At 68.0% G+C, this 17,739-nt stretch carries 16 protein-coding genes and 2 pseudogenes; 6 read left to right on the forward strand and 12 right to left on the reverse strand.

Annotation, left to right across the window (positions count from 1 at the left end):
* Positions 1 to 138: 138 nt before the first annotated feature.
* Complete coding sequence (locus OG245_RS00410; protein ID WP_371621530.1) at positions 139 to 750, reverse strand: TetR/AcrR family transcriptional regulator; 612 nt, start codon at positions 748 to 750, stop codon at positions 139 to 141.
* A 438-nt stretch (positions 751 to 1,188) separates the two neighbouring features.
* Here OG245_RS00410 and OG245_RS00415 point away from each other — a divergent pair, with 438 nt between their 5' ends.
* Positions 1,189 to 1,590 carry a hypothetical protein gene (locus OG245_RS00415; RefSeq protein WP_371621531.1) on the forward strand — a complete coding sequence of 134 codons (402 nt, stop codon included), beginning with the start codon at positions 1,189 to 1,191 and terminating at the stop codon, positions 1,588 to 1,590.
* Positions 1,591 to 1,616: 26 nt separating this feature from the next.
* Here OG245_RS00415 and OG245_RS00420 read toward each other — a convergent pair.
* The 3 genes and pseudogenes from OG245_RS00420 to OG245_RS00430 all read right to left on the reverse strand — a co-directional run bounded on the left by OG245_RS00420 (position 1,617) and on the right by OG245_RS00430 (position 4,662).
* Positions 1,617 to 2,458 (reverse strand): annotated as a pseudogene (locus tag OG245_RS00420) (IS5 family transposase).
* A gap of 243 nt (positions 2,459 to 2,701) precedes the next feature.
* A complete protein-coding gene (locus tag OG245_RS00425; protein ID WP_371621532.1) occupies positions 2,702 to 3,778 on the reverse strand; it encodes a PP2C family protein-serine/threonine phosphatase in 1,077 nt (358 codons plus the stop codon).
* A gap of 557 nt (positions 3,779 to 4,335) precedes the next feature.
* The gene (locus tag OG245_RS00430; RefSeq protein ID WP_371621533.1) at positions 4,336 to 4,662 is read right to left on the reverse strand and encodes a MerR family transcriptional regulator; all 327 of its coding nucleotides are present in this window, start codon (positions 4,660 to 4,662) and stop codon (positions 4,336 to 4,338) included.
* 787 nt (positions 4,663 to 5,449) lie between these two features.
* Here OG245_RS00430 and OG245_RS00435 point away from each other — a divergent pair.
* Together OG245_RS00435 and OG245_RS00440 are read left to right on the forward strand one after the other, a co-directional pair.
* A complete protein-coding gene (locus OG245_RS00435; RefSeq protein WP_371621534.1) occupies positions 5,450 to 5,848 on the forward strand; it encodes an ATP-binding protein in 399 nt (132 codons plus the stop codon).
* A 97-nt stretch (positions 5,849 to 5,945) separates the two neighbouring features.
* Entirely contained in the window at positions 5,946 to 6,287 is a 342-nt protein-coding gene (locus tag OG245_RS00440) for a hypothetical protein (protein WP_371621535.1), read from the forward strand.
* 242 nt (positions 6,288 to 6,529) lie between these two features.
* Here OG245_RS00440 and OG245_RS00445 read toward each other — a convergent pair whose 3' ends face one another.
* Positions 6,530 to 7,417: an RNA polymerase sigma factor SigF gene (locus OG245_RS00445; protein WP_371621536.1), complete on the reverse strand. Its 888-nt coding sequence runs from the start codon at positions 7,415 to 7,417 to the stop codon at positions 6,530 to 6,532.
* A 316-nt stretch (positions 7,418 to 7,733) separates the two neighbouring features.
* On the opposite strand from OG245_RS00445, the gene OG245_RS00450 reads away from it, so the two are divergent.
* Positions 7,734 to 8,522: a VOC family protein gene (locus OG245_RS00450; RefSeq protein ID WP_371621537.1), complete on the forward strand. Its 789-nt coding sequence runs from the start codon at positions 7,734 to 7,736 to the stop codon at positions 8,520 to 8,522.
* A 229-nt stretch (positions 8,523 to 8,751) separates the two neighbouring features.
* Here the strand turns inward: OG245_RS00450 and OG245_RS00455 are convergent, their stop codons facing one another.
* Positions 8,752 to 9,525 carry a SigB/SigF/SigG family RNA polymerase sigma factor gene (locus tag OG245_RS00455; protein ID WP_371627765.1) on the reverse strand — a complete coding sequence of 258 codons (774 nt, stop codon included), beginning with the start codon at positions 9,523 to 9,525 and terminating at the stop codon, positions 8,752 to 8,754.
* A gap of 284 nt (positions 9,526 to 9,809) precedes the next feature.
* Here OG245_RS00455 and OG245_RS00460 point away from each other — a divergent pair, with 284 nt between their 5' ends.
* Positions 9,810 to 10,895 (forward strand): FUSC family protein, encoded by a 1,086-nt coding sequence (locus OG245_RS00460; RefSeq protein ID WP_371621538.1) that lies wholly within the window; start codon positions 9,810 to 9,812, stop codon positions 10,893 to 10,895.
* A gap of 107 nt (positions 10,896 to 11,002) precedes the next feature.
* Here the strand turns inward: OG245_RS00460 and OG245_RS00465 are convergent, their stop codons facing one another.
* The 6 genes from OG245_RS00465 to OG245_RS00490 all read right to left on the reverse strand — a co-directional run bounded on the left by OG245_RS00465 (position 11,003) and on the right by OG245_RS00490 (position 16,975).
* On the reverse strand, positions 11,003 to 11,401 hold the full coding sequence (locus OG245_RS00465) for a VOC family protein (RefSeq protein WP_371621539.1): 399 nt from the start codon (positions 11,399 to 11,401) through the stop codon (positions 11,003 to 11,005).
* A 70-nt stretch (positions 11,402 to 11,471) separates the two neighbouring features.
* Entirely contained in the window at positions 11,472 to 12,071 is a 600-nt protein-coding gene (locus OG245_RS00470; RefSeq protein ID WP_371621540.1) for a flavodoxin family protein, read from the reverse strand.
* 95 nt (positions 12,072 to 12,166) lie between these two features.
* The gene (locus OG245_RS00475) at positions 12,167 to 13,642 is read right to left on the reverse strand and encodes an aminotransferase class I/II-fold pyridoxal phosphate-dependent enzyme (protein ID WP_371621541.1); all 1,476 of its coding nucleotides are present in this window, start codon (positions 13,640 to 13,642) and stop codon (positions 12,167 to 12,169) included.
* A 51-nt stretch (positions 13,643 to 13,693) separates the two neighbouring features.
* On the reverse strand, positions 13,694 to 14,581 hold the full coding sequence (locus tag OG245_RS00480; protein ID WP_371621542.1) for an SDR family oxidoreductase: 888 nt from the start codon (positions 14,579 to 14,581) through the stop codon (positions 13,694 to 13,696).
* Positions 14,582 to 14,695: 114 nt separating this feature from the next.
* Positions 14,696 to 15,742 carry an SDR family oxidoreductase gene (locus OG245_RS00485; protein WP_371621543.1) on the reverse strand — a complete coding sequence of 349 codons (1,047 nt, stop codon included), beginning with the start codon at positions 15,740 to 15,742 and terminating at the stop codon, positions 14,696 to 14,698.
* A 48-nt stretch (positions 15,743 to 15,790) separates the two neighbouring features.
* On the reverse strand, positions 15,791 to 16,975 hold the full coding sequence (locus OG245_RS00490; RefSeq protein WP_371621544.1) for an alcohol dehydrogenase catalytic domain-containing protein: 1,185 nt from the start codon (positions 16,973 to 16,975) through the stop codon (positions 15,791 to 15,793).
* A gap of 154 nt (positions 16,976 to 17,129) precedes the next feature.
* Between OG245_RS00490 and OG245_RS00495 the strand changes: the two are divergent.
* Positions 17,130 to 17,635: pseudogene (locus OG245_RS00495) on the forward strand (isochorismatase family cysteine hydrolase).
* Positions 17,636 to 17,739 lie beyond the last annotated feature (104 nt).

A 17,739-nucleotide genomic window follows, 5' to 3' on the forward strand; every position in this document is an offset into this window, starting at 1 on the left:
CTGAGCCCGGCCCGTGAATGACGAGGGCTTGAGGGCGTGCGGAAGGGGACGATCGGCGTCAGTCCGTCGTCAGGGATGTGCGGGATCGCCGGTAGCGCGGGGAGTCGCGACCGCAGGCGGTGGGTGGGCTGGGTCTGGTCAGGCGGTGGCGGGTTGCGCGGTGAGAGCCGGCAAGAGCACCAGCTCGACAATGGCTTCCATCAGCTCAGGGGTCGCCTCGGTCCCGTGGACAATCATGTGTGCGATCCACGGAGCGAGCAGGATCTGGTCCGCCAGCTCGATGACCGGGTTTCCGGCTGCGATCTCCCCCCGGGCGACGGCGCGCTCGAAGATCTGGGCCAGATCTCGCAGGACCGGGTGGATCAGGATCTCGCGCACGATCTCCATCAGTGCTTCGTCCTGGGCGATCGCCGCCGGCAACGAGGTGAAGGGTTCCGTGGCCGGATCGTCGGCTACCCGGAACCGCGCGACCTCCATCAGATCGCCGCGCAGACTGCCGGTATCGATGGTGGCCAAGTCCTTCTTGGTCTCCGTGCTGAGAGCCTTCCACGCGGAGATCACCAGGCGCGGCTTGCTTTCCCACTGCCGGTAGAGCGTCGCCGTGCTGCACTTCGCCCGCTGCGCGACAGCGGCCATGGTCACCTGCTCATAACCGACCTCGCCGACAAGCTCGGCCGTCACGAGCAGCAGTTCACGCTCCCGCTCCGGAGTGAGTTTGCGGCGGCGCGATACCGCAGGTTCCACGGTCATGGCTGCTCCTGATCCGGTCCCTGGCTGATACAGGAACTGTAGCCACTCCACGAACAGAAAATCAAGTTTTCGAAACTATAGTTTTCGACACTGAGATTTTCGCTCAGGGCGGGACCCTGCTCCACCAACGCGGGCGGGGCCGAGCACGGAACACCGTGAGGCCTGGCCGCGCCAGGAGCAGGGTGGGGCGTTGCGGCGGAGGGCCGAGGGCAGCGTCAGACGTCTTCTCCGGGGTTCAGGAAGACCGGGGTGCCACGCCTTTGTTCGCCCCTTCTCCATGTCAGCCGGTCCCAGTCCCGGCCCATCGCGGAGGCGAAGGACAGGTACTCCCGCTCCTCGAAGCCCGCGGTCGGCGCCGTCCAGGCCCACGGCCGTAAAAGAGCGTTTTGTCCTGGCGGGAGTGTTTGGGAACGCAGTGCTGTCGTGGATGATTGCGGGGTGTTGGTCCAGGTGGAAGCGGTAGGGCAGATCGCAGACGGGCGCGCGACGGTTCGGGTGCGCTCGGAGGTGGGTGCCGCCGTGGCGTTCTGGTGCGGCGGTCCGACGGGAGTGGGCCGCAAACATCATGTGGAGTGGACTGTTGAAGAGGATGTGTCCTGGGGCGGCAACACCCGACCGTCCACTTTCTTCTCACCCGGGGTGGATGAGGAGGAAGGCGACCGGATCGCCTTTCGCGGGCGGCTGGGCCTGACGGGCGATGGCGGAGCCACGTTGGAAGTAGCCGGAACCCACATCCTTTTCGACCTCGCCGACCCGCCCCCATCGACTGCTGTCGATGGAACGTGGGTCGAGATCAGCGTGGAGCGGAACAGCGTCAGCCTGTGGCCCTACCTGCTGTGATTCACAGGAGTCGGCTCTGCGGCCGTTCAGCTGTCGCGCCAGTTGTGGGTTGATTCGCGGGTGAGTCTGCGGCTCATGAGGTCGATCATCGCTATGTTGATCATGGCTTCGGAGCGGTGGGGTGGGTTTCGTAGTCGCGGGTGAGGCGGCAGTGGTGCATGAGCCAGCCGAACGTCCGCTCGACGACCCATCGTCGCGGGATCACCTTGGAGCCCTTCTGGGCGGGGTCGCGGCGGATGACTTCGACGTCGATGCCGAGACGGGCGCCGTGGTCGATGGCTTTGGTGCGGTAGCCGCTGTCGGCCCACGCCTTCGTGACGCGTGGGTGGCCTTCGGCGATGTTCGAGAGCAGGCGGATTCCGCCGACGTTGTCGGAGACGCTGGCTGCGGTGACCAGCACCGCCAGAAGGAGGCCGAGTGTGTCGACGCCGATGTGGCGTTTGCGGCCCGCGATCTTCTTGCCCGCGTCGATGCCCTGGCCGGTCGCGGGCACGTTGGCCGAGGTCTTGATGCTCTGGGCGTCGAGGATGCAGGCGCTGGGCTCGGCGTCTCGGCCCTCGGCCTTGCGGACCAGATGTCGCAGGAGTCCGTTGAGCTGGTCGAAGACGCTGCCCTTCTGCCAGGCGGCGAAGTATCCGTAGACGGTTTCCCACGGGGCGAAATCGTGTGGGAGGTAGCGCCAGGGGATGCCGGTGCGGTCGACGTAGAGGATGGCGTCCATGATCCGGCGCAGGTCGTGTTCGGGTGGCCGGCCGATGTCCAGGCCCTTCCCTCTGCGTTCTGGTCGCCAGGCTGTCAGGGTTGGTTCAAGCAGTTTCCAACGGGCATCGGACAGCTCGCTCGGGTACGACCGCTCTCGGAGAGGCATGTTTCTGTAGTACCGATGGCCGCCGTCCCGCCACAGGGCGTAAACAGGTATGCCCGGGGGCGCGTTGGGATCAGACAGGTGCGAAGGGACCGAACCGGGCCCTCGAAGGCCGTCACCCGCCCCATCAGCCACAACAAGCGTCTAACGCCTCCACCAACCCGAAGTGGTCCGCCACCTGAATGGCAACGAAGCACCCCCGTCGGGACAAAACGCTCCTTTAGTTGGGGGTGGAGGCGTGGGGCGTTATCCGGCGAAGCCGGGAGCGTCCGTGCGGGATGGCATGTCGGAGGTGGTGGTCGTGACGCTGATGGCGAGGGTGGCCATGTCATCGTCGCGTCGCCCGCCGGCCCACCGGTAGACGGCTTCGGCGAGCGTGTCGAGCACCTCGGTGGGAGCGGCAGGTCTTCCGTCAGGAAAGGTGAGTTGGGTGGGGTCGTAGAAGGCTCCGTCGGCATCGCGGGCTTCGGTGACCCCGTCGGTGACGAACAGCAGAACGTCACCGGCGGCAAGAGAGATGGTGTCGGTTGTGGCGGGCTGGGAGACGAGGTCTCCCATGCCGAGTGGAAGGCCAGGGTCGGCTGGCTGCAGTTCGGTGACGCGGCCGGAGCGGATGAGGTAGGGGGCAGGGTGGCCTCGGTTGAGCAGTCGTAGGGTGCGGCCCGCGTGGTCGATCTCGGCGATGAGGGCTGTCGTGAACTCCTCGTCGTGGCTGGTGTGAGCGTGCGGGGCCTGGTCGCGTCCGAGGGACTGTTCCAGCCGTTCAGCGAGTTCATCCAGGCTGGATGTGTGATGGGCGGCTTCGCGGAAGGCGCCGATCAGCGTGGTGGTGATGGAGACGGCGCCGATCCCCTTTCCTCTGATGTCGCCGATGAGGACACGGATTCCGAAGGGGGTGTCCTGGATGGCGTAGGCGTCCCCGCCGATCCGGGCTTCGGCATCCGCCGCCTCATAGCGGGCAGCTACCCGGAGCGGCCCGATCCGGGTGGGAGGGGCGGGCAGGACTGCGCGCTGCAGCGCCCCGGCCACCGACCAGGCGGCGGCCAGGCGGCGGTCGCGGCGCTCGAGCATCCAGTGCACGTCCAGGCCGATGAGCACGGCGAGAAAGACCGTGACCTCTTCCACCCAGCCGGTGCCGCTGTCAAGGATCCCGACCCGCCAGTCCAGCAGCACGGTGACGGCCAGCGCGAACGCCCCCGTCCAGGCCGCGCCGCGGAAGGACATCATCACGCCCGCGAGCACACACGCGGCCGCGATCAGAGGTACCCAGGTGTAACCGATCGGCGTCAGCGCGTCACCGAGCGCCGCGACGACGATCAACACCAGGGGAAACCAGCGCGCACAAGGCCACCGGGCAGTCAGGCGATCCATCCTTCAGTCCCCGCAACTATGGACGACAGCCGCCCCCACCGATCCCAGTTTCCAACCTCCCTCTTCGAGAGGCAAACCAGATCCGGCACCGGCGCGCAAGGGCAGCTCGGGGACGGTATGCAGAGCAGTGGGCTGGCAGCCATACGGCGAGAGCCTCTTCGTCATCGGACCGTGGTGTGCGATCTGCGCGCCCTACTCAAGAGATGGCGGCCGGCCGCTGCCTGCCCGGCGCGGATCCGGCGCTTGGCGACGGCCCTGGCATACAGACGGTGACGGCCGGCCAGCTCGGGATCAGTGAGCACCATTACCGGTGGCTGGGGACCTGTCGCCGGGTGCCGGGACTTACCCGAGGTCCGGCCGGCGGACCGAGCATTTGCGATCCACACTGGTGGGGGTCACCTCGCTCTGGCTGCCCGGGCGGGCGCACGGACGGCCAGAAGACTTCCTGCTCTTGGTGGGATCAACAGATGATGGTTGCGGGCGACCGAAGTGGAGTCGGGCGCGAACTGTCAGTTTGGCCGCCGCTTGGCCGTGCGGTGGTGCTCGGCGTTGATGCGCTGGGCTTCTTCGAGCTGGTCTTCGAGGATGACGATGCGGCAGGCGGCCTCGATGGGAGTGCCCTGGTCGACGAGTTCGCGGGCGCGGGCGGCGATGCGCAGCTGGTAGCGGGAGTAGCGGCGGTGGCCGCCCTCCGAGCGGAGGGGGGTAATGAGGCGGGCTTTCCCGATGGCGCGGAGGAACCCTTGTGTGGTGTTGAGCATTTCGGCGGCCCGGCCCATGGTGCAGGCGGGGTAGTCGTCGTCGTCGAGACGGCCGAACGAGTCGTCTGCTGTCACTTGCACCTCTCTGTGGAACACACTGGAGGGGCCCTGGTGCCATTGGCATCAGGGCCCCGAAGGAACTGCTACACCATCGGCCGGCCGTGATCGGCTGCGCCGGCTCTCTGTTTCCGCATGCCCGCCCCGGGAGAGGTCGGGGGCTGCGGGGATCGCGGTTGCTCGACCGGAGACCACCTCACTATCGATGTCCTGCGGTACCCGAGCCCACGTCTCGCACCCGGGCGATCCTGATGGCGACCAACTCCTCCGTTCTTCCCTCTTCGTCAACTGCTTGCGTACTGTTGGTGACCTGAACAAGCGTCACTCTCCGGCAGCCTGCCCCGTCGCCCGTCCTGCATCTGCTCCGGCTTGGAACCCAGCTGCCGAACCTCCCGGTGCGGCGCCCGCAGCCGACGCCTTCACCGAGGTACTGCTCCTGCTTCACTGCTGGGTACCACCGCTGCGTTTACTGCGGTACTTCTCGCGGCGGCCCCTGATCACGGCGGGCCACCCGGTCCGGTCGTCAGTCCCGTCGCCTTCCTGCAACAGCCCTGGCTCCGGAACTCCACCACCGCACCGTCATGCGCACGGCAACTGTGTACCGCTGCCCGCCAGTTCGTCTCTGCCGGGCCCTGCCGATCTCAGCTACGAGAGAAACCATAACCACGCCCAAACCGAATACCTACCTTGGCCAGGAGAGATTTTCGACTGTCCAGTAAGTGAGGTAATCGCGTACCGCCGGGTTGAGGCGGTCATGACGGGGCACAAGCGGCATCCAGGCAACGACGAGCCGAGGAGACCAGGGATGAACCTGACGAACACGATGCGCGTCGACGCCACCGCCACCCGCCCCGCGCCCACCGCCGCCGACGCCCGCGACAGCGCCCGCCTCTTCCTCGAAGCCCTCCGGCCGGACGTCGCCCCTGACACAGCCGACGCCATACTCCTGGTCGCTTCGGAACTTGTCACCAACGCCCTGCGGCACGCAGGCGGCACCTACGCCCTTCGCCTGACCGCCCACCCCGACCTCATCGAGGTGGCGGTGGATGACCCCAGCCCACAGGCCCCGCGCATGCGTACCCCCGACCTGACCGGCACCACCGGCGGCTTCGGCTGGCGCATGATCACCCACCTCGCCCGTACCACCGCGGTCGTCCACCGGCCCACCGGCGGCAAAACTGTCAGCGCCTTCCTCGCCCGATAGCACCACGACGCCCGACGCCTCCACCTCATGTCGCAACAGACGACGGTCTCCGCGGCTTGATGCGACTGCGGTCACGCAGGAGGTTCCGAACCCGGCCATGGCTGCCTTCACCGTATTGCCCAGGACCTCTGATGCCTGGGACCGTGGTGCGATGGTCGATACCCATTCACGCAGGTACCTGCTATTGGTCCGCAGAATGTTCTGGTGCGGAGTCCTGTTCTTCGGCCTCGGTCTGGCCGCCGGCTGGTCTGCCCGAAGTCACCACGCGACCTCGTGGGACTGCGATCCGACGTGCCGATCCTCGACCAGCACCGCATGGGAGACCGTCGCCGACGCGGCCCTGGTGTCCATCCTGCTCGGGACCGCCCTCGCCGTCGCTGCTTTCCTGATGATCATGCTCCGCAGGCCGCGCTCCCTGCCGGACACTGACAAGCCATAGCTTCCGTATGACGAAGCCGCTTCGGTCTGGCGCAGCGATGCCATGGCCTCCAGGACCGGCCGAACTTGGTGGGTGAGGACGATCCCACCGGCCCGCTGCTTCGCCCTCACCTCCGTCCGGCCGCCGGCTACCGGGCCCGGGCCCCGCGTGGCATCGTCCAGGAGCGGTCACCCGTGAAGGGCTGTGTGCTGCTCCCGCAGGCAGACCGGATGCCGCTTCATCCTCGCGGTCCTGTGTTGTGGTCAGTTCTGGGTGAGCATGTTCTTGCGAAGCTGGGTGAGGGTGCGGTTCAGGAGCCGGGAGACGTGCATCTGGGATATGCCGAGGCGCTCGCCGATCTGGGCCTGGGTCATTTCCTGTCCGAAGCGCATGGCCACGATCTCGCGGTCACGGTCGTCGAGGTCCTCCAGGAGCGGGGCCAGGGCGTGGAGGTCCTCGAACAGTTCCATGGCGGGGTCGAGATCACCCTTGATGTCTCCGTAGGTGATGGTCTCGGCGCTGTTCTGTTCGGTGCCGATGGGCAAGTCGAGGGAGCCGGCGGTGTACCCGTTGGAGGCGATGAGGCCCTCGATGACCTCTTCGTCGGTGAGGTCCAGGTGCGCGGCGAGTTCGGCGACCGTGGGGTCACGGTCGAGTCGGCCGTTGAGGTCTTCCTTCGCCTTCGCGAGGGTGACGCGGAGTTCCTGGAGTCGGCGGGGCACGTGGACGGCCCAGGTGGAATCGCGGAAGAACCGCTTGATCTCGCCCACGATGTAGGGGATCGCGAAGGAGGTGAACTCGACCTCGCGGCTCAGCTCGAACCGGTCGATCGCCTTGATCAGACCGATCGTACCGACCTGGACGATGTCCTCCATCTCACCGCTGCCACGGTTGCGGAACCGCTTCGCCGCGAAATGCACCAACGACAGGTTCATCTCGATCAACGTGTTCCGCGCGTACTGATACTCGTGCGTGCCCTCCTCCAGAAACTGCAACTGCTCGAAGAACAACGCGCCCAGAGCACGGGCGTCCTTCGGAGCCACCTTCCGGGGGTCCTCAATCTGCGGAAGGCCCGCAGTACTGGCGGCAGGGGTAGCGGCATCGGCTCGGCGGGCGGCGGTGGCGACCGTGGTTCCCGTGGGTATCGACATGACGCTGTCCTCTCCGTAAGTGCCTCGGCCCCCGCGCACGGGCGCGCATACCCTGCCGACGGGGCACCACACCTACGAGAGCGACCACTTCGAGCTTCGGGCGAGTCGGTCGCTTCTCGTCCTGCGGCGTGGAAAGTCTGGTGCATGATGACCGCGGTGTGCACTGCGCGGGCGGGGAGCGGCAGTGTGGTGCGAGGCCGGGCAGGTGCTCTTGCTGACAGGGTCGGCAGGGCGCCGTCTGCTGATCGAGCGGGTGAGAGCGGACCGCGGGGTGCTGGTGAACGGTCGCCGGCAGGTGTTGAGAGGAGAGAGACAGGTGTCTGGGCCGGATGAGCGGCAGCATGTGCCGGTGCAGGGTGCTCCGTGCTGGGTCAACCTCATGGTCGCTGATCTGGATGTGGCCAGAGCCTTCTACGGGGAGGTTCTCGGCTGGCAGTTCCGGTCCAGTTCGCTGGATGACCAGTTCCTTGTGGCGACGGCCGGCGGGGATCCGGTGGCGGGGCTCGCAGCCCGCAGGCCCGGGCTGACGTCGGCTTCGGTGTGGACGCCGTACTTCGCTGTCCGGGATGCCGACGCCACGGCCGCGCGGATCCGTGAGCGCGGTGCCACCGTGGCGGTTGGTCCGATGGCCTTCGGCGATGGTCGTGCCGGCTTGGCGGCGGACCGGGACGGGGCGATGTTCGGGTTCTGGGAGGGCTACACACTGGCCTGGTTGCCAGGAGAGGGCCGGGCTCCCACCCGGCTCGATCTGCAGACGCGCGACGTGTTCGAGGCCGCGGTGTTCTACGGGGAAATCCTCGGCTGGGCCGCGGAGGAAGACATCGACATGGACTACCGGAAAGATCATGTGCTGGTGAAACTGAAGGACAGAGTGATCCTGTCTCTGCGGGGCGGTGGTGTGCAGACCTCCCCTCTGGCTCATCTGCGACCCCGCTGGCTGGTGAACTTCGCCGTGGACGACGTCGAGCGGGCTGTGTCCGCGACCATGAGGGCAGGAGGCAGCAAACCCCAGACTCCACCTACTGCCTGGGCCGCCAAGGGCTTCTCCCGAACTCTCCAGGACCCCGACGGCGGCCTGTTCACCCTTGCCCACCGCGAGCCCTGACCCTCGTTCCCCGGCAGTCAGCAGGGAAGGTCGAACCGAAGTCCGAGGCAGCCGCGACCGATCATCGGCGGTGCCACGTATGCCGGCCCGGCATCGTTGCTGAGTATTTCGGGTCGTTGCCGGAGTGACGGGGGTCTCTGCGGGATCCCGGTGGTATGCGCTATCGGGAGGGGCGGGCCCCGAACCGGTCACTGACCGGCACCAACCCGAAAGAACAGTTCTGGCGTCCTCAGGAGTCTCGGCCTTTCGCGTCCTCCCGGATCCGTCGGCAGGACTCAGCGATCAGGCGTGATACGTGCATCTGCGAGATGCCGAGTTCGGCGGCGATTGCGCTCTGCGTCATCCCCGCGAAGAAGCGGAGAAAGAGCACCCGCTTCTCGCGCTCGGGGAGGCTGCTGATGCCGGCTTTGGCGGCCTCGCGGTCGAGTACCAGGTCCAGGGCGTCATCGTCTGCACCCAGGGTGTCGCCGAGGCACAGGGTCGCGCCCTCGGCGGGCAGACTCGCGTCGAGGGAGATGGCTCGGAAGCCGTGCAGGGCTTCGTTGCCCCGCTGCACCTCTTCCTCGGTCAGCCCGGTGTGCTCCGCGAGCCGGGCGAGGGACACGGGCCTGCCCTCGGCTGCGAGGTCGGCGGTGGCCCGGCGCACGACGTTGCGAAGGTTCTGGACGCGGCGAGGGACGTGCACGGACCACATGCGGTCCCGGAAGTGCCGCTTGATCTCACCGACGATGGTCGGCATGGCGAACGGGAGAAAGGCGCCGCCGAGAGCCGGATCGTACCGGTCCACGGCATTCACCAGGCCGACCGCCGCGACCTGTCGCAGGTCTTCGAGCGTCTCACCGCGGTCGCGGTAGCGGAGGGCCAGACGATGGGCCACGGGAAGCCAGGCACAGATGATCTCCCTGCGGATTTGTTCCCGCTCGGGCCCCTCGGGAAGGCCCGCCAGCCGGCTGAGCCGGGCGTGCGTGTCGAGGTCCTCGGGGTATTGGCTTTCCACGGCCACGCGTCCAGCTCCTCGGCGCAAGATGGTTCTGTCGGCGGACGCCGAGCGTTCCGTGCCTCTGGTGTGGCGTCCCACCCGAGGGGTGTGGCATAAGCCGGTGAGGGCGGCAATCACCCGCGCAGCCGACGGCGGTCACACGTCCGCCACGAATGCACCGGATTCACAGCTCGGGGTCGACGAGAGGGCCTGCTGGAATTGAGGTGATCATCGAAGAGGGGAAGAAATTGACAGGAAAAGTGAGGCCGGAGCGGGCGCGGCGGTGGCTGGTTCGGGAGTGGGCGGAGGTGCGCCGGTCGGTCCGCAGCGCGTGTATCGAGGCCGGTCCGGAGCGGGACACGCTCGTCCAGTCACTGAAGGCAGCGGGGGCGGCGATAGCCGCGTGGGCGGTGAGTGGGTGGTGGTTCCAGGCGCCGATGGCCCTGCTGGCTCCGTGGACGGCGATCGCGATGGTCGGCAGCACGGTGTACCAGTCGGTGCGCACCGGGATCCAGCAGTTCGCCATCATCGCCCTGGGCACCCTGTGGGCATCCGCGGCGATGGCCTTCACACGTGATCAGACCATGACCGCCATGCTGCTCACGTTGCCGTTCATGATGTTGCTCGGCAACTACCGGCGCTTCGGGAGCCAGGGCATCTACGGTGCCACCACAGCGCTCTTCGTCATCACCGGTGGGGTGTCCAGCACGTCCACGGTGGGGCACCGGCTCCTGGAGACGCTGATCGGTGCGGTGATCGGTCTTCTGGTCAACGCGTTCGTTCTCCCGCCGGTTCACCTGCGCAGCGTTCGTGACCGCCTCGTCCGTCTCGTGCGGGAGACGGCGGACGTGCTCGGCACCATGGCGGAAGGCCTCCGCGAGGAGGACGGGCTGGAGAAATCCGAGGTCTGGCATCACGGGGCCGGCGGCCTCACTGTCTCGCTGCAGAACGTGAGCGAGGCCCGCCGCTGGGCCATGGAGGGATCACGCTGGAACCCAGGAGGCCGACTGCGCCGCACGGGCCCGAAGCCCCCTCCGTTCGCCGAGGACATGCGGTGGAGCCGTGTCTGCACACGCGTCCTTGCCCTCACCCGCACGCTGAAGACGATCAGCGACGACGCGGAGCTTCCCCCGCCGTCGCCGGACTTCCTCCGGCTGCTGTCCGAGGTGCTGCGCCAGGTCGGCCACATCTGTTCCATCGAAACCGAACTGCTCACCGGGTCCGGCACCGGAGAGCTGTGTGAACGCCGTGACGCGGCGTTCCATGAGGCCTGGGGCACCGTCGGCTCCCTCACCGACGCCTTCCACCGCCAGGAACCATCGGCGTCGGCCGTCGGGGGCGAACTGCTGCTGGAAGCCCGCCAGCTGATGACGGAACTGGCACCCTCTGCCTGAGTAGCGGGCGGCCCACCTCACCCCCGTCACCTGCACGGACCAGGCTCCGGACCGCTCGCGTGGCTCGATGGGCCGGCCACGCTCGACTCACGGACAGCCCAGGCCCGTCAGAAAGCCGGTTGGTCACCGCCGCTGGGAGCGTGGCTCAGGTCCACCACGCAGAAAAGGTTGTCATCCGGGTCGGCCAGAACGACGAAGTCGGGCTCCGGCGGGTAGAGAGCCCAGTCGACGGCGCGCGCGCCGAGACCGACCAGTCGTCGGACCTCTCGACTTTGTTCCTGGACGGTATCCGTGAAGAGGTCGAGGTGAAGGCGGGGGCGGGGCTCGGGTGGGGTGGTGCTGTGCATCAGGCCGAGGATTGGGCCCTTGCCGTCGCGGTGGCTGAGGGCGCGCCATGTTTCGCTGTACCACTGCGGGGAGACGTCCAGGTGCAGCGCTGCGGTCCAGAAGGCAGCCGCGCGGCCAACGTCTGTGACGCCCAGGACAGGAATTCCGATTCTCAGCATGGGAGAGTCCGCTGTCGTTCGCTGGATCAGGGGTTCGTTGCGCAGCCCGCTGATGTGCGGGCCCGGGCCGTCAGGCTGCCGGGTAGGGGCTGTCGGCGAGGAGGCGCGCCAGATGCGTGGCGTTGGCCGCGAGTGCCTTGGTGGTGGAGGCGACGGCGTCGGGTGTCTCGTCGAGGTCCTGGTAGTCGGTGCCGTGCATGGCTTCGCCGACCCAGTACGTGACTGCTCCAGGCGCGAGGGAGAAGCCGACGTCGTTGAGTCCCTGGAACACGTCCGCGCTGACCTTGTGCGCGCCGTCCTCGTTGCCGACGACGGCGACGGCGGCGACCTTGCCGTAGGTGTGCGGGCGGCCCTGGTCGTCGGTCTCGGAGGACTCGGCGTTGAGGCGTTCCAGGACCCGCTGGCAGACGCTGGAGGGGTGGCCGAGCCAGATGGGCGTGGCGATCAGGAGGATGTCGGCGGCCAGAACCTTCTCCCGCAGCGCCGGCCATGCGTCGCCGTCGCCCATGTCCACCCCGATCCCCGGGCGGACGTCGTAGTCGGCGACCCGGACGATCTCTCCCTGTACGTCATGGCGTGCGAACTGGGCGATGACCTGCTCGGCAAGATACTGGCTGCTGGAGGGCGCGGGTGAGGCATTCAGGGTGCAGACGAGGGCGAGAGCACGCATGGCGGGGGTTTCTCCTTTGTCTTGGGGTTGGGGGTCCTGCGCGGGCCTTGTCGGGTGCGGCGTTGGGCCTGCCCGGAGCTGCCGGGGTGAGGCTGTCAGTTGTCTTCGGCGCGGACGCGGATGGTCTGAAGGGTGGAGTCGGCGGGGTCGGGAATGTTCATGCCGGCTTCGACGCCGGAGCGCAGGTAGCGCAGGAGGGGTTCGGTGATCCGCTCGCCGGGCAGCACGGCCGGGATGCCGGGAGGGTAGGGCGTGAGCATCTCGGCGGCGACGCGGCCCACGGCTTCCGACGCCGGGACGTCCCGCGTCTGGGCGAAGTAGGCGTCACGCGGCAGGCATACCTGGTCGGGACGGAGCTCGGCGGGTGTGGGCACGTGCACCTCGGGAGCGTGGCGGAGCGTGTGCGCGTGGCGGGTCAGGTCCTGTAGGGCCGTCAGCAGCCGGTCGGCGGTGTCCTTGTCGTCGGCGTGGGTGAACTGGGCGCTGATCCGGCGGTGGTCCACGAGGTGCATGTCGATGTGGTGGTGCTTGCGCAGCCAGTCGGCGGCCCGGTAGCCGGTGGTGCCCGTGGCCTCGATGTCGATGATCACGGGCAGCGGGTCGAACTCGGCGGCGGCGCCGGGTCCGCAGAAGTCGTCTGGCCCGTTGACGTGCATTCCCTCGATCTCCTCGATCCGCCGGCGCACCGTCGCTACGAGGTCGAGTGCCCGGGAGAGCAGTCCGTGTCCTTCCAGGACCATCTGTCGGCGCCAGCCGTCGATTCCGGCGTAGAGCAGCACCGAGGGGCTGGTCGTGCCGAGGAGGTCGGCCCGTGAGGCGAGGGTGTCGTGGTCCACCAGGTCGCCCTGGAGGTGGAAGACGGAGCCTTGTTCGAGGCCGCTGCCCATTTTGTGGATGCTGGTGACGCAGACGTCGGCGCCGGCGTCCATGGCCCAGGACGGCAGGTCCGGGTGGAAGGGCAGGTGGGCGCCCCAGGCTTCGTCGACGATCAGTGGCTTGGAGCGCCGGTGGCAGATGTCGGCCATGGCGCGTAGGTCGGCCGCCGTGCCGTAGGGGGTGGGGCTGGTGATCAGGGCTCCGCGTGCGTCCGGGTGGTCCGCGAAGGCTTTCTCCAGGGTGGAGGGGGAGGGCGGGTGTGCGAGGTGGCGTTCCGTGTCCCACTGTGGTTCCAGCCAGACGGGCTCGATGCCGCAGAGGATGAGGCCGGCGATGACGGACTTGTGGGCGTCCCTGCCGACCAGCAGCTTCTGGTGGGGTGCGGCGACGCTGAGCATGGCGGCCTTGACCGACAGGGAGCTGCCGCAGGTGGAGAAGAAGGTGTGATCCGCGTGGACGGCGTCGGCCATGAGGCCTTCGGCCCTCCGTAGTACGGAGGATTCTTCCTGACGGTCGTCGAGACCTCCTGTGGCGAGGACGTCTCCGAGGAACACCGCGTCGCCCAGCACGGCGCGCACAGATGGGGAGGCACCTCGCGCCTGTTTGTGACCGGGCGGGGAGAAGCCCAGCTCGTCCCTGTCGCGGTAGGCCGCGAGAGCGTCGAGAACCGGCGCTTCGTGATGGTTGATGGTCATACGACACGCCTTTCCGGCCGCCGCGCGGCCAAATCAGCCTCGTTTCCGGCATCAGGGGAGAGGCGTGCCGCCGGTGGCGTTCATGATCTCGCCGGTGATGAACGAGGCGTTCGCGGAGGCCAGGAAGACGTAGGCGGGAGCCATCTCCGCAGGCTGCGCGGGCCGGCCAAGCGGGCTCTGCTTGCCGAACTCGGCGGTGTCGGGCAGCGTCGCCGGGATAAGCGGGGTCCAGACGGGGCCCGGGGCGACGGCGTTGACGCGGATGCCCTCGGAGGCCAGCATCTGGGCCAGGCCCTGGGTGAAGGTGACGATCGCCCCCTTGGTCATCGCGTAGTCGAGGAGATGAGGGCTCGGCTTGTACGCCTGCACCGAGGTGGTGTTGATGATCGACCCTCCTGGCGGAATGTGCGGCAGGGCGCTCTTGCACAGCCAGAACGTGCCGTAGAGGTTGGTGCGCATCACCCGGTCGAACTGCTCGGTGGAGATCGCGGAGATCCCGTCGGGCTGCGACATCTGGTAGGCAGCGTTGTTCACCAGGACATCGATGCGGCCGAACTCGGAAACGGCGTCCTCGATGAGCGAGCGGCACTGCTTCTCGTCCCGGATGTCACAGACGACGGGGACCGCCCTGCGGCCCGCTTGCTCCACCAGTCGAACAGTCTCCGCGGCTTCCTTCCCCTCTTCGGGGAGGTGGGTGAAGACCACGTCCGCACCCTCGCGGGCGTAGGCCAGGGCGACCGCGCGGCCGATACCGGAGTCGCCTCCGGTAATGACGGTCCTACGCCCGTCGAGCAGGCCGGAGCCGACGTAGGACTCCTCGCCGTGGTCGGGTGGCGGGTCCATAGGGCCGGTCCAGCCCGGGTGCTCCTGGTCTTGCTGAGGGAAGTCGGGGCGGGGGTGGGCCCGGTTGGGGTCCTGCGGTTGTTCGCTGCTTGCCATGATTGTCGCTTTCTCACGTTGTCGAACAGGCACGGTGGGATCCGGTATGCCGGGCCGTCCGTACCGGGAGGGCCGGGCTTCGGCATCGGCGGCACCCGTGCGGAGCTGCTGTTGTCAGCCGATCTTTCGGCCGGCCAACGGTGCCGTGTCTTCGCCGGTGCCTTCACGTACTCCTCTCAGGAAGGCGTTCAGTGCGTCCTCCGCCGTACGGGTGGGCTGCCAGCCCAGTACGTCGCGGGCCCGGCCGGAGTCCAGTACGGGCAGGCGTAGCACCGCGTCGAACAGGTGCGGGGAAGCCGGTACGGTGTGGGCCCGCCAGGCGGCCGAGAGTGCGGTGCGCACCAGGGCCCGGGGGATCCGCACGATCCGGGCATCGAGCAGGTCCGCCAGCCTGCGGGCGTCGATGACCGGGTCTGCCGCCAGGTTGAAGGGGCCCCGTACGTCGCCGAGCACGGCCAGCCGGTAGGCATCGGCGGCATCGTCGGTGTGGAGGACCTGGAAACGTAGTCCGTCCAGGTCGGGCACGAAGGGCAGCAGGTCGGGCCGCAGGAGGGGGCCCGGGGCGTAGCGGCCGGCGAAGATCCGCCGCTGCTCGGGGGCGGCCGTCTCCTTGAAGAGGAATCCGGGGCGCAGCCGGACCACCCGGATCTGTGGGTGGCGCAGTTCGAAGGTGTCCAGGACCCGTTCCAGGTAAGCCTTCTCCCGGCAGTAGGCCGCGTCCGGCCAGCCGTCGGTGGGCCACTCCTCGTCGACGCCGGGTTCGTCCTTCGGTCCCGGGGAGTAGGCGCCGACGGACGAGGCGTGCACCAGGGCGGGAACCCCGCTGCGTGCCACGGCCTCGAAGACTCGCCGGGAGCCCAGCACGTTGCTCTGCCACGTCACGACCGGGTCGTGGGTGGGCTGAAAGCGCCAGGCCAGGTGGACGACGGCATCGGCGCCGCGCACGAGACCGGCGAGCCGGCCCTCGCTGTCGGTCCGGGACAGGTCGACGGTGTCCCACTCCACCTTCGGGATCTGAAGCCCGGGCCGCCTGCGGGCCAGCCCCAGGACCGAGCCGATGCCCGGGTCGGCGGCGAGCGCGCGGACCACGCTGGTGCCCACGTTGCCGGTGGCTCCCGTGACCACGACCCGCTTGCCGGGATGGGGGCCGTTGTTCTTCATGCCGGGGTTTCCTTCCTCCGTGGCTGCGGACAGGTCTCCGTGACCCGGTCAGGGGACGAGCAGGGTTTTGATCATGCCGTCCGCCTTATTCTGGAACGTCTCGTAAGCCTTCGGTCCCTCTTCCAGCGGCAGGTGGTGAGTGGCGAAGGAGTCCACGCCCAGCGGGTCGTCGTCGGTAAGCAGGGGCAGCAGGTCATCCACCCAGCGCTTGACGTTGGCCTGCCCCATGCGCAGCTGGATCTGCTTGTCGAACATGGTCAGCATCGGCATCGGGTCGGCGGAGCCGCCGTACACGCCGGAGACGGAGATCGTGCCGCCCCGGCGCACCAGGTCGATCGCCGCGTGCAGCGCGGCGAGGCGGTCGATGCCCGCTGTCTCCATCATGCGCTGGGCGAGGGCGTCGGGCAGCAGGCCGACCGCCGTGTGTGCCGCCTTGGCCACGGGTGAGCCGTGGGCCTCCATGCCGACCGCGTCGATCACCGCGTCGGTGCCGCGCCCACCCGTGAGGTCGCGGACGGCATCCCCGAGGTTTTCGCCGAAGCGGCGCAGGTCGAGGCAGGTGGCGCCGTGCCTGCTCGCCCGTTCGAGCCGGTCGGGGACCAGGTCCACGCCGATGACGAGACCGGCGCCGCGGTGGAGGGCGATCCGTGCGGCCATGGCGCCGATCGGGCCGAGGCCCAGGACGGTGACGCTGCCGCCGGGCGGGATGTCCGCGTACTCCACGGCCTGCCAGGCGGTGGGCAGGACATCGGAGAGATACACGAACCGGTCGTCCGAAGGGCCGTGCGGGACCTTGATGGGCAGGTCGTTGCCGAAGGGGACCCGCAGGTACTCGGCCTGGCCTCCGGGCACCTGCCCGTAGAGCTTGGTGTACCCGAACAGGGACGCACCTGTGCCGCGCTCGCGCACCTGGGTCGTCTCGCACTGCGAGTGCAGCCCCTGCCCGCACATGTAGCAGTGCCCGCAGGACACGTTGAAGGGGATCACGACCCGGTCCCCCGGAGCGACGGCGGTCACCTCGCGGCCGACCTCCTCGACGACTCCCATGGGTTCGTGTCCCAGGATGTCGCCCGGGTCGAGGTAGGGCCCGAGGACCTCGTAGAGATGCAGATCGGAGCCGCAGATCCCGGTGGACGTGATCTTGACGATGATGTCCGTCGGATCCTCGATCCGTGGGTCCGGGACCGTCTCCACCCGGACATCCCGCTTTCCCTGGTAGGTCAGTGCGCGCATGGCGCCGCTCCCTCCGTCACCGGCTATTCGTGGACGAGTGTGCCGGGTTCCCATCAGCCGCCCCATGAAACACGCAAGCAGACCGGCAGGCGAAGCACGAGCGGCCATTTGCGATGATGACGACACGAGGAACAGCGCTCTCACCGTGGTCGACATGGTCAATACATACGATCACCCCGACGCCGACCTGCTCATTCTCTCTGTCCGGACGGCACTGCCCCCATCGCCCGGCTCATCGCCCGCGCCCGCTCGGAACATATTCCCGTCATCTACGCGAACGACAACTTCGGAGAATGGCGATCCCACCACGGAGAGATCATCGAGAAGACTCTCGCGAGGAAGAACGCAGAGCTAATGAAGCCCGTTCTGCCGGACGACGATTCCCTGTTCGTGGTCAAAGCACGGCACTCGATCTTCTACGAAACGCCGATGAGCTACCTGCTGTCCCAGCTGGGTGCTGACCATGTGGTGCTGTGCGGGCAGGTCACCGAACAGTGCGTGCTGTATTCAGCACTCGATGCCCATATCCGCCATCTGCACGCGACCGTCCCCAAAAACGCGGTGGCCCATATCCACAGCGACCTGGCCGACGCTGCGCTGCACATGATGGAACGCATCATGGGGGCCAGGATCACTTCAGCGGACGATGTCACCTTCTGAGGCCGCCGCAAGAAGGGTGCCGGGGTACCGTTCCGAGGCGATCACATTCTCCCGGGCGCTGTCCGTCTCCGGCCTCTTCGCCTCGGCCGGAGCACGGCCTCACA

Source organism: Streptomyces sp. NBC_01116, from assembly GCF_041435495.1.
Taxonomy (GTDB): Bacteria; Actinomycetota; Actinomycetes; order Streptomycetales; family Streptomycetaceae; genus Streptomyces.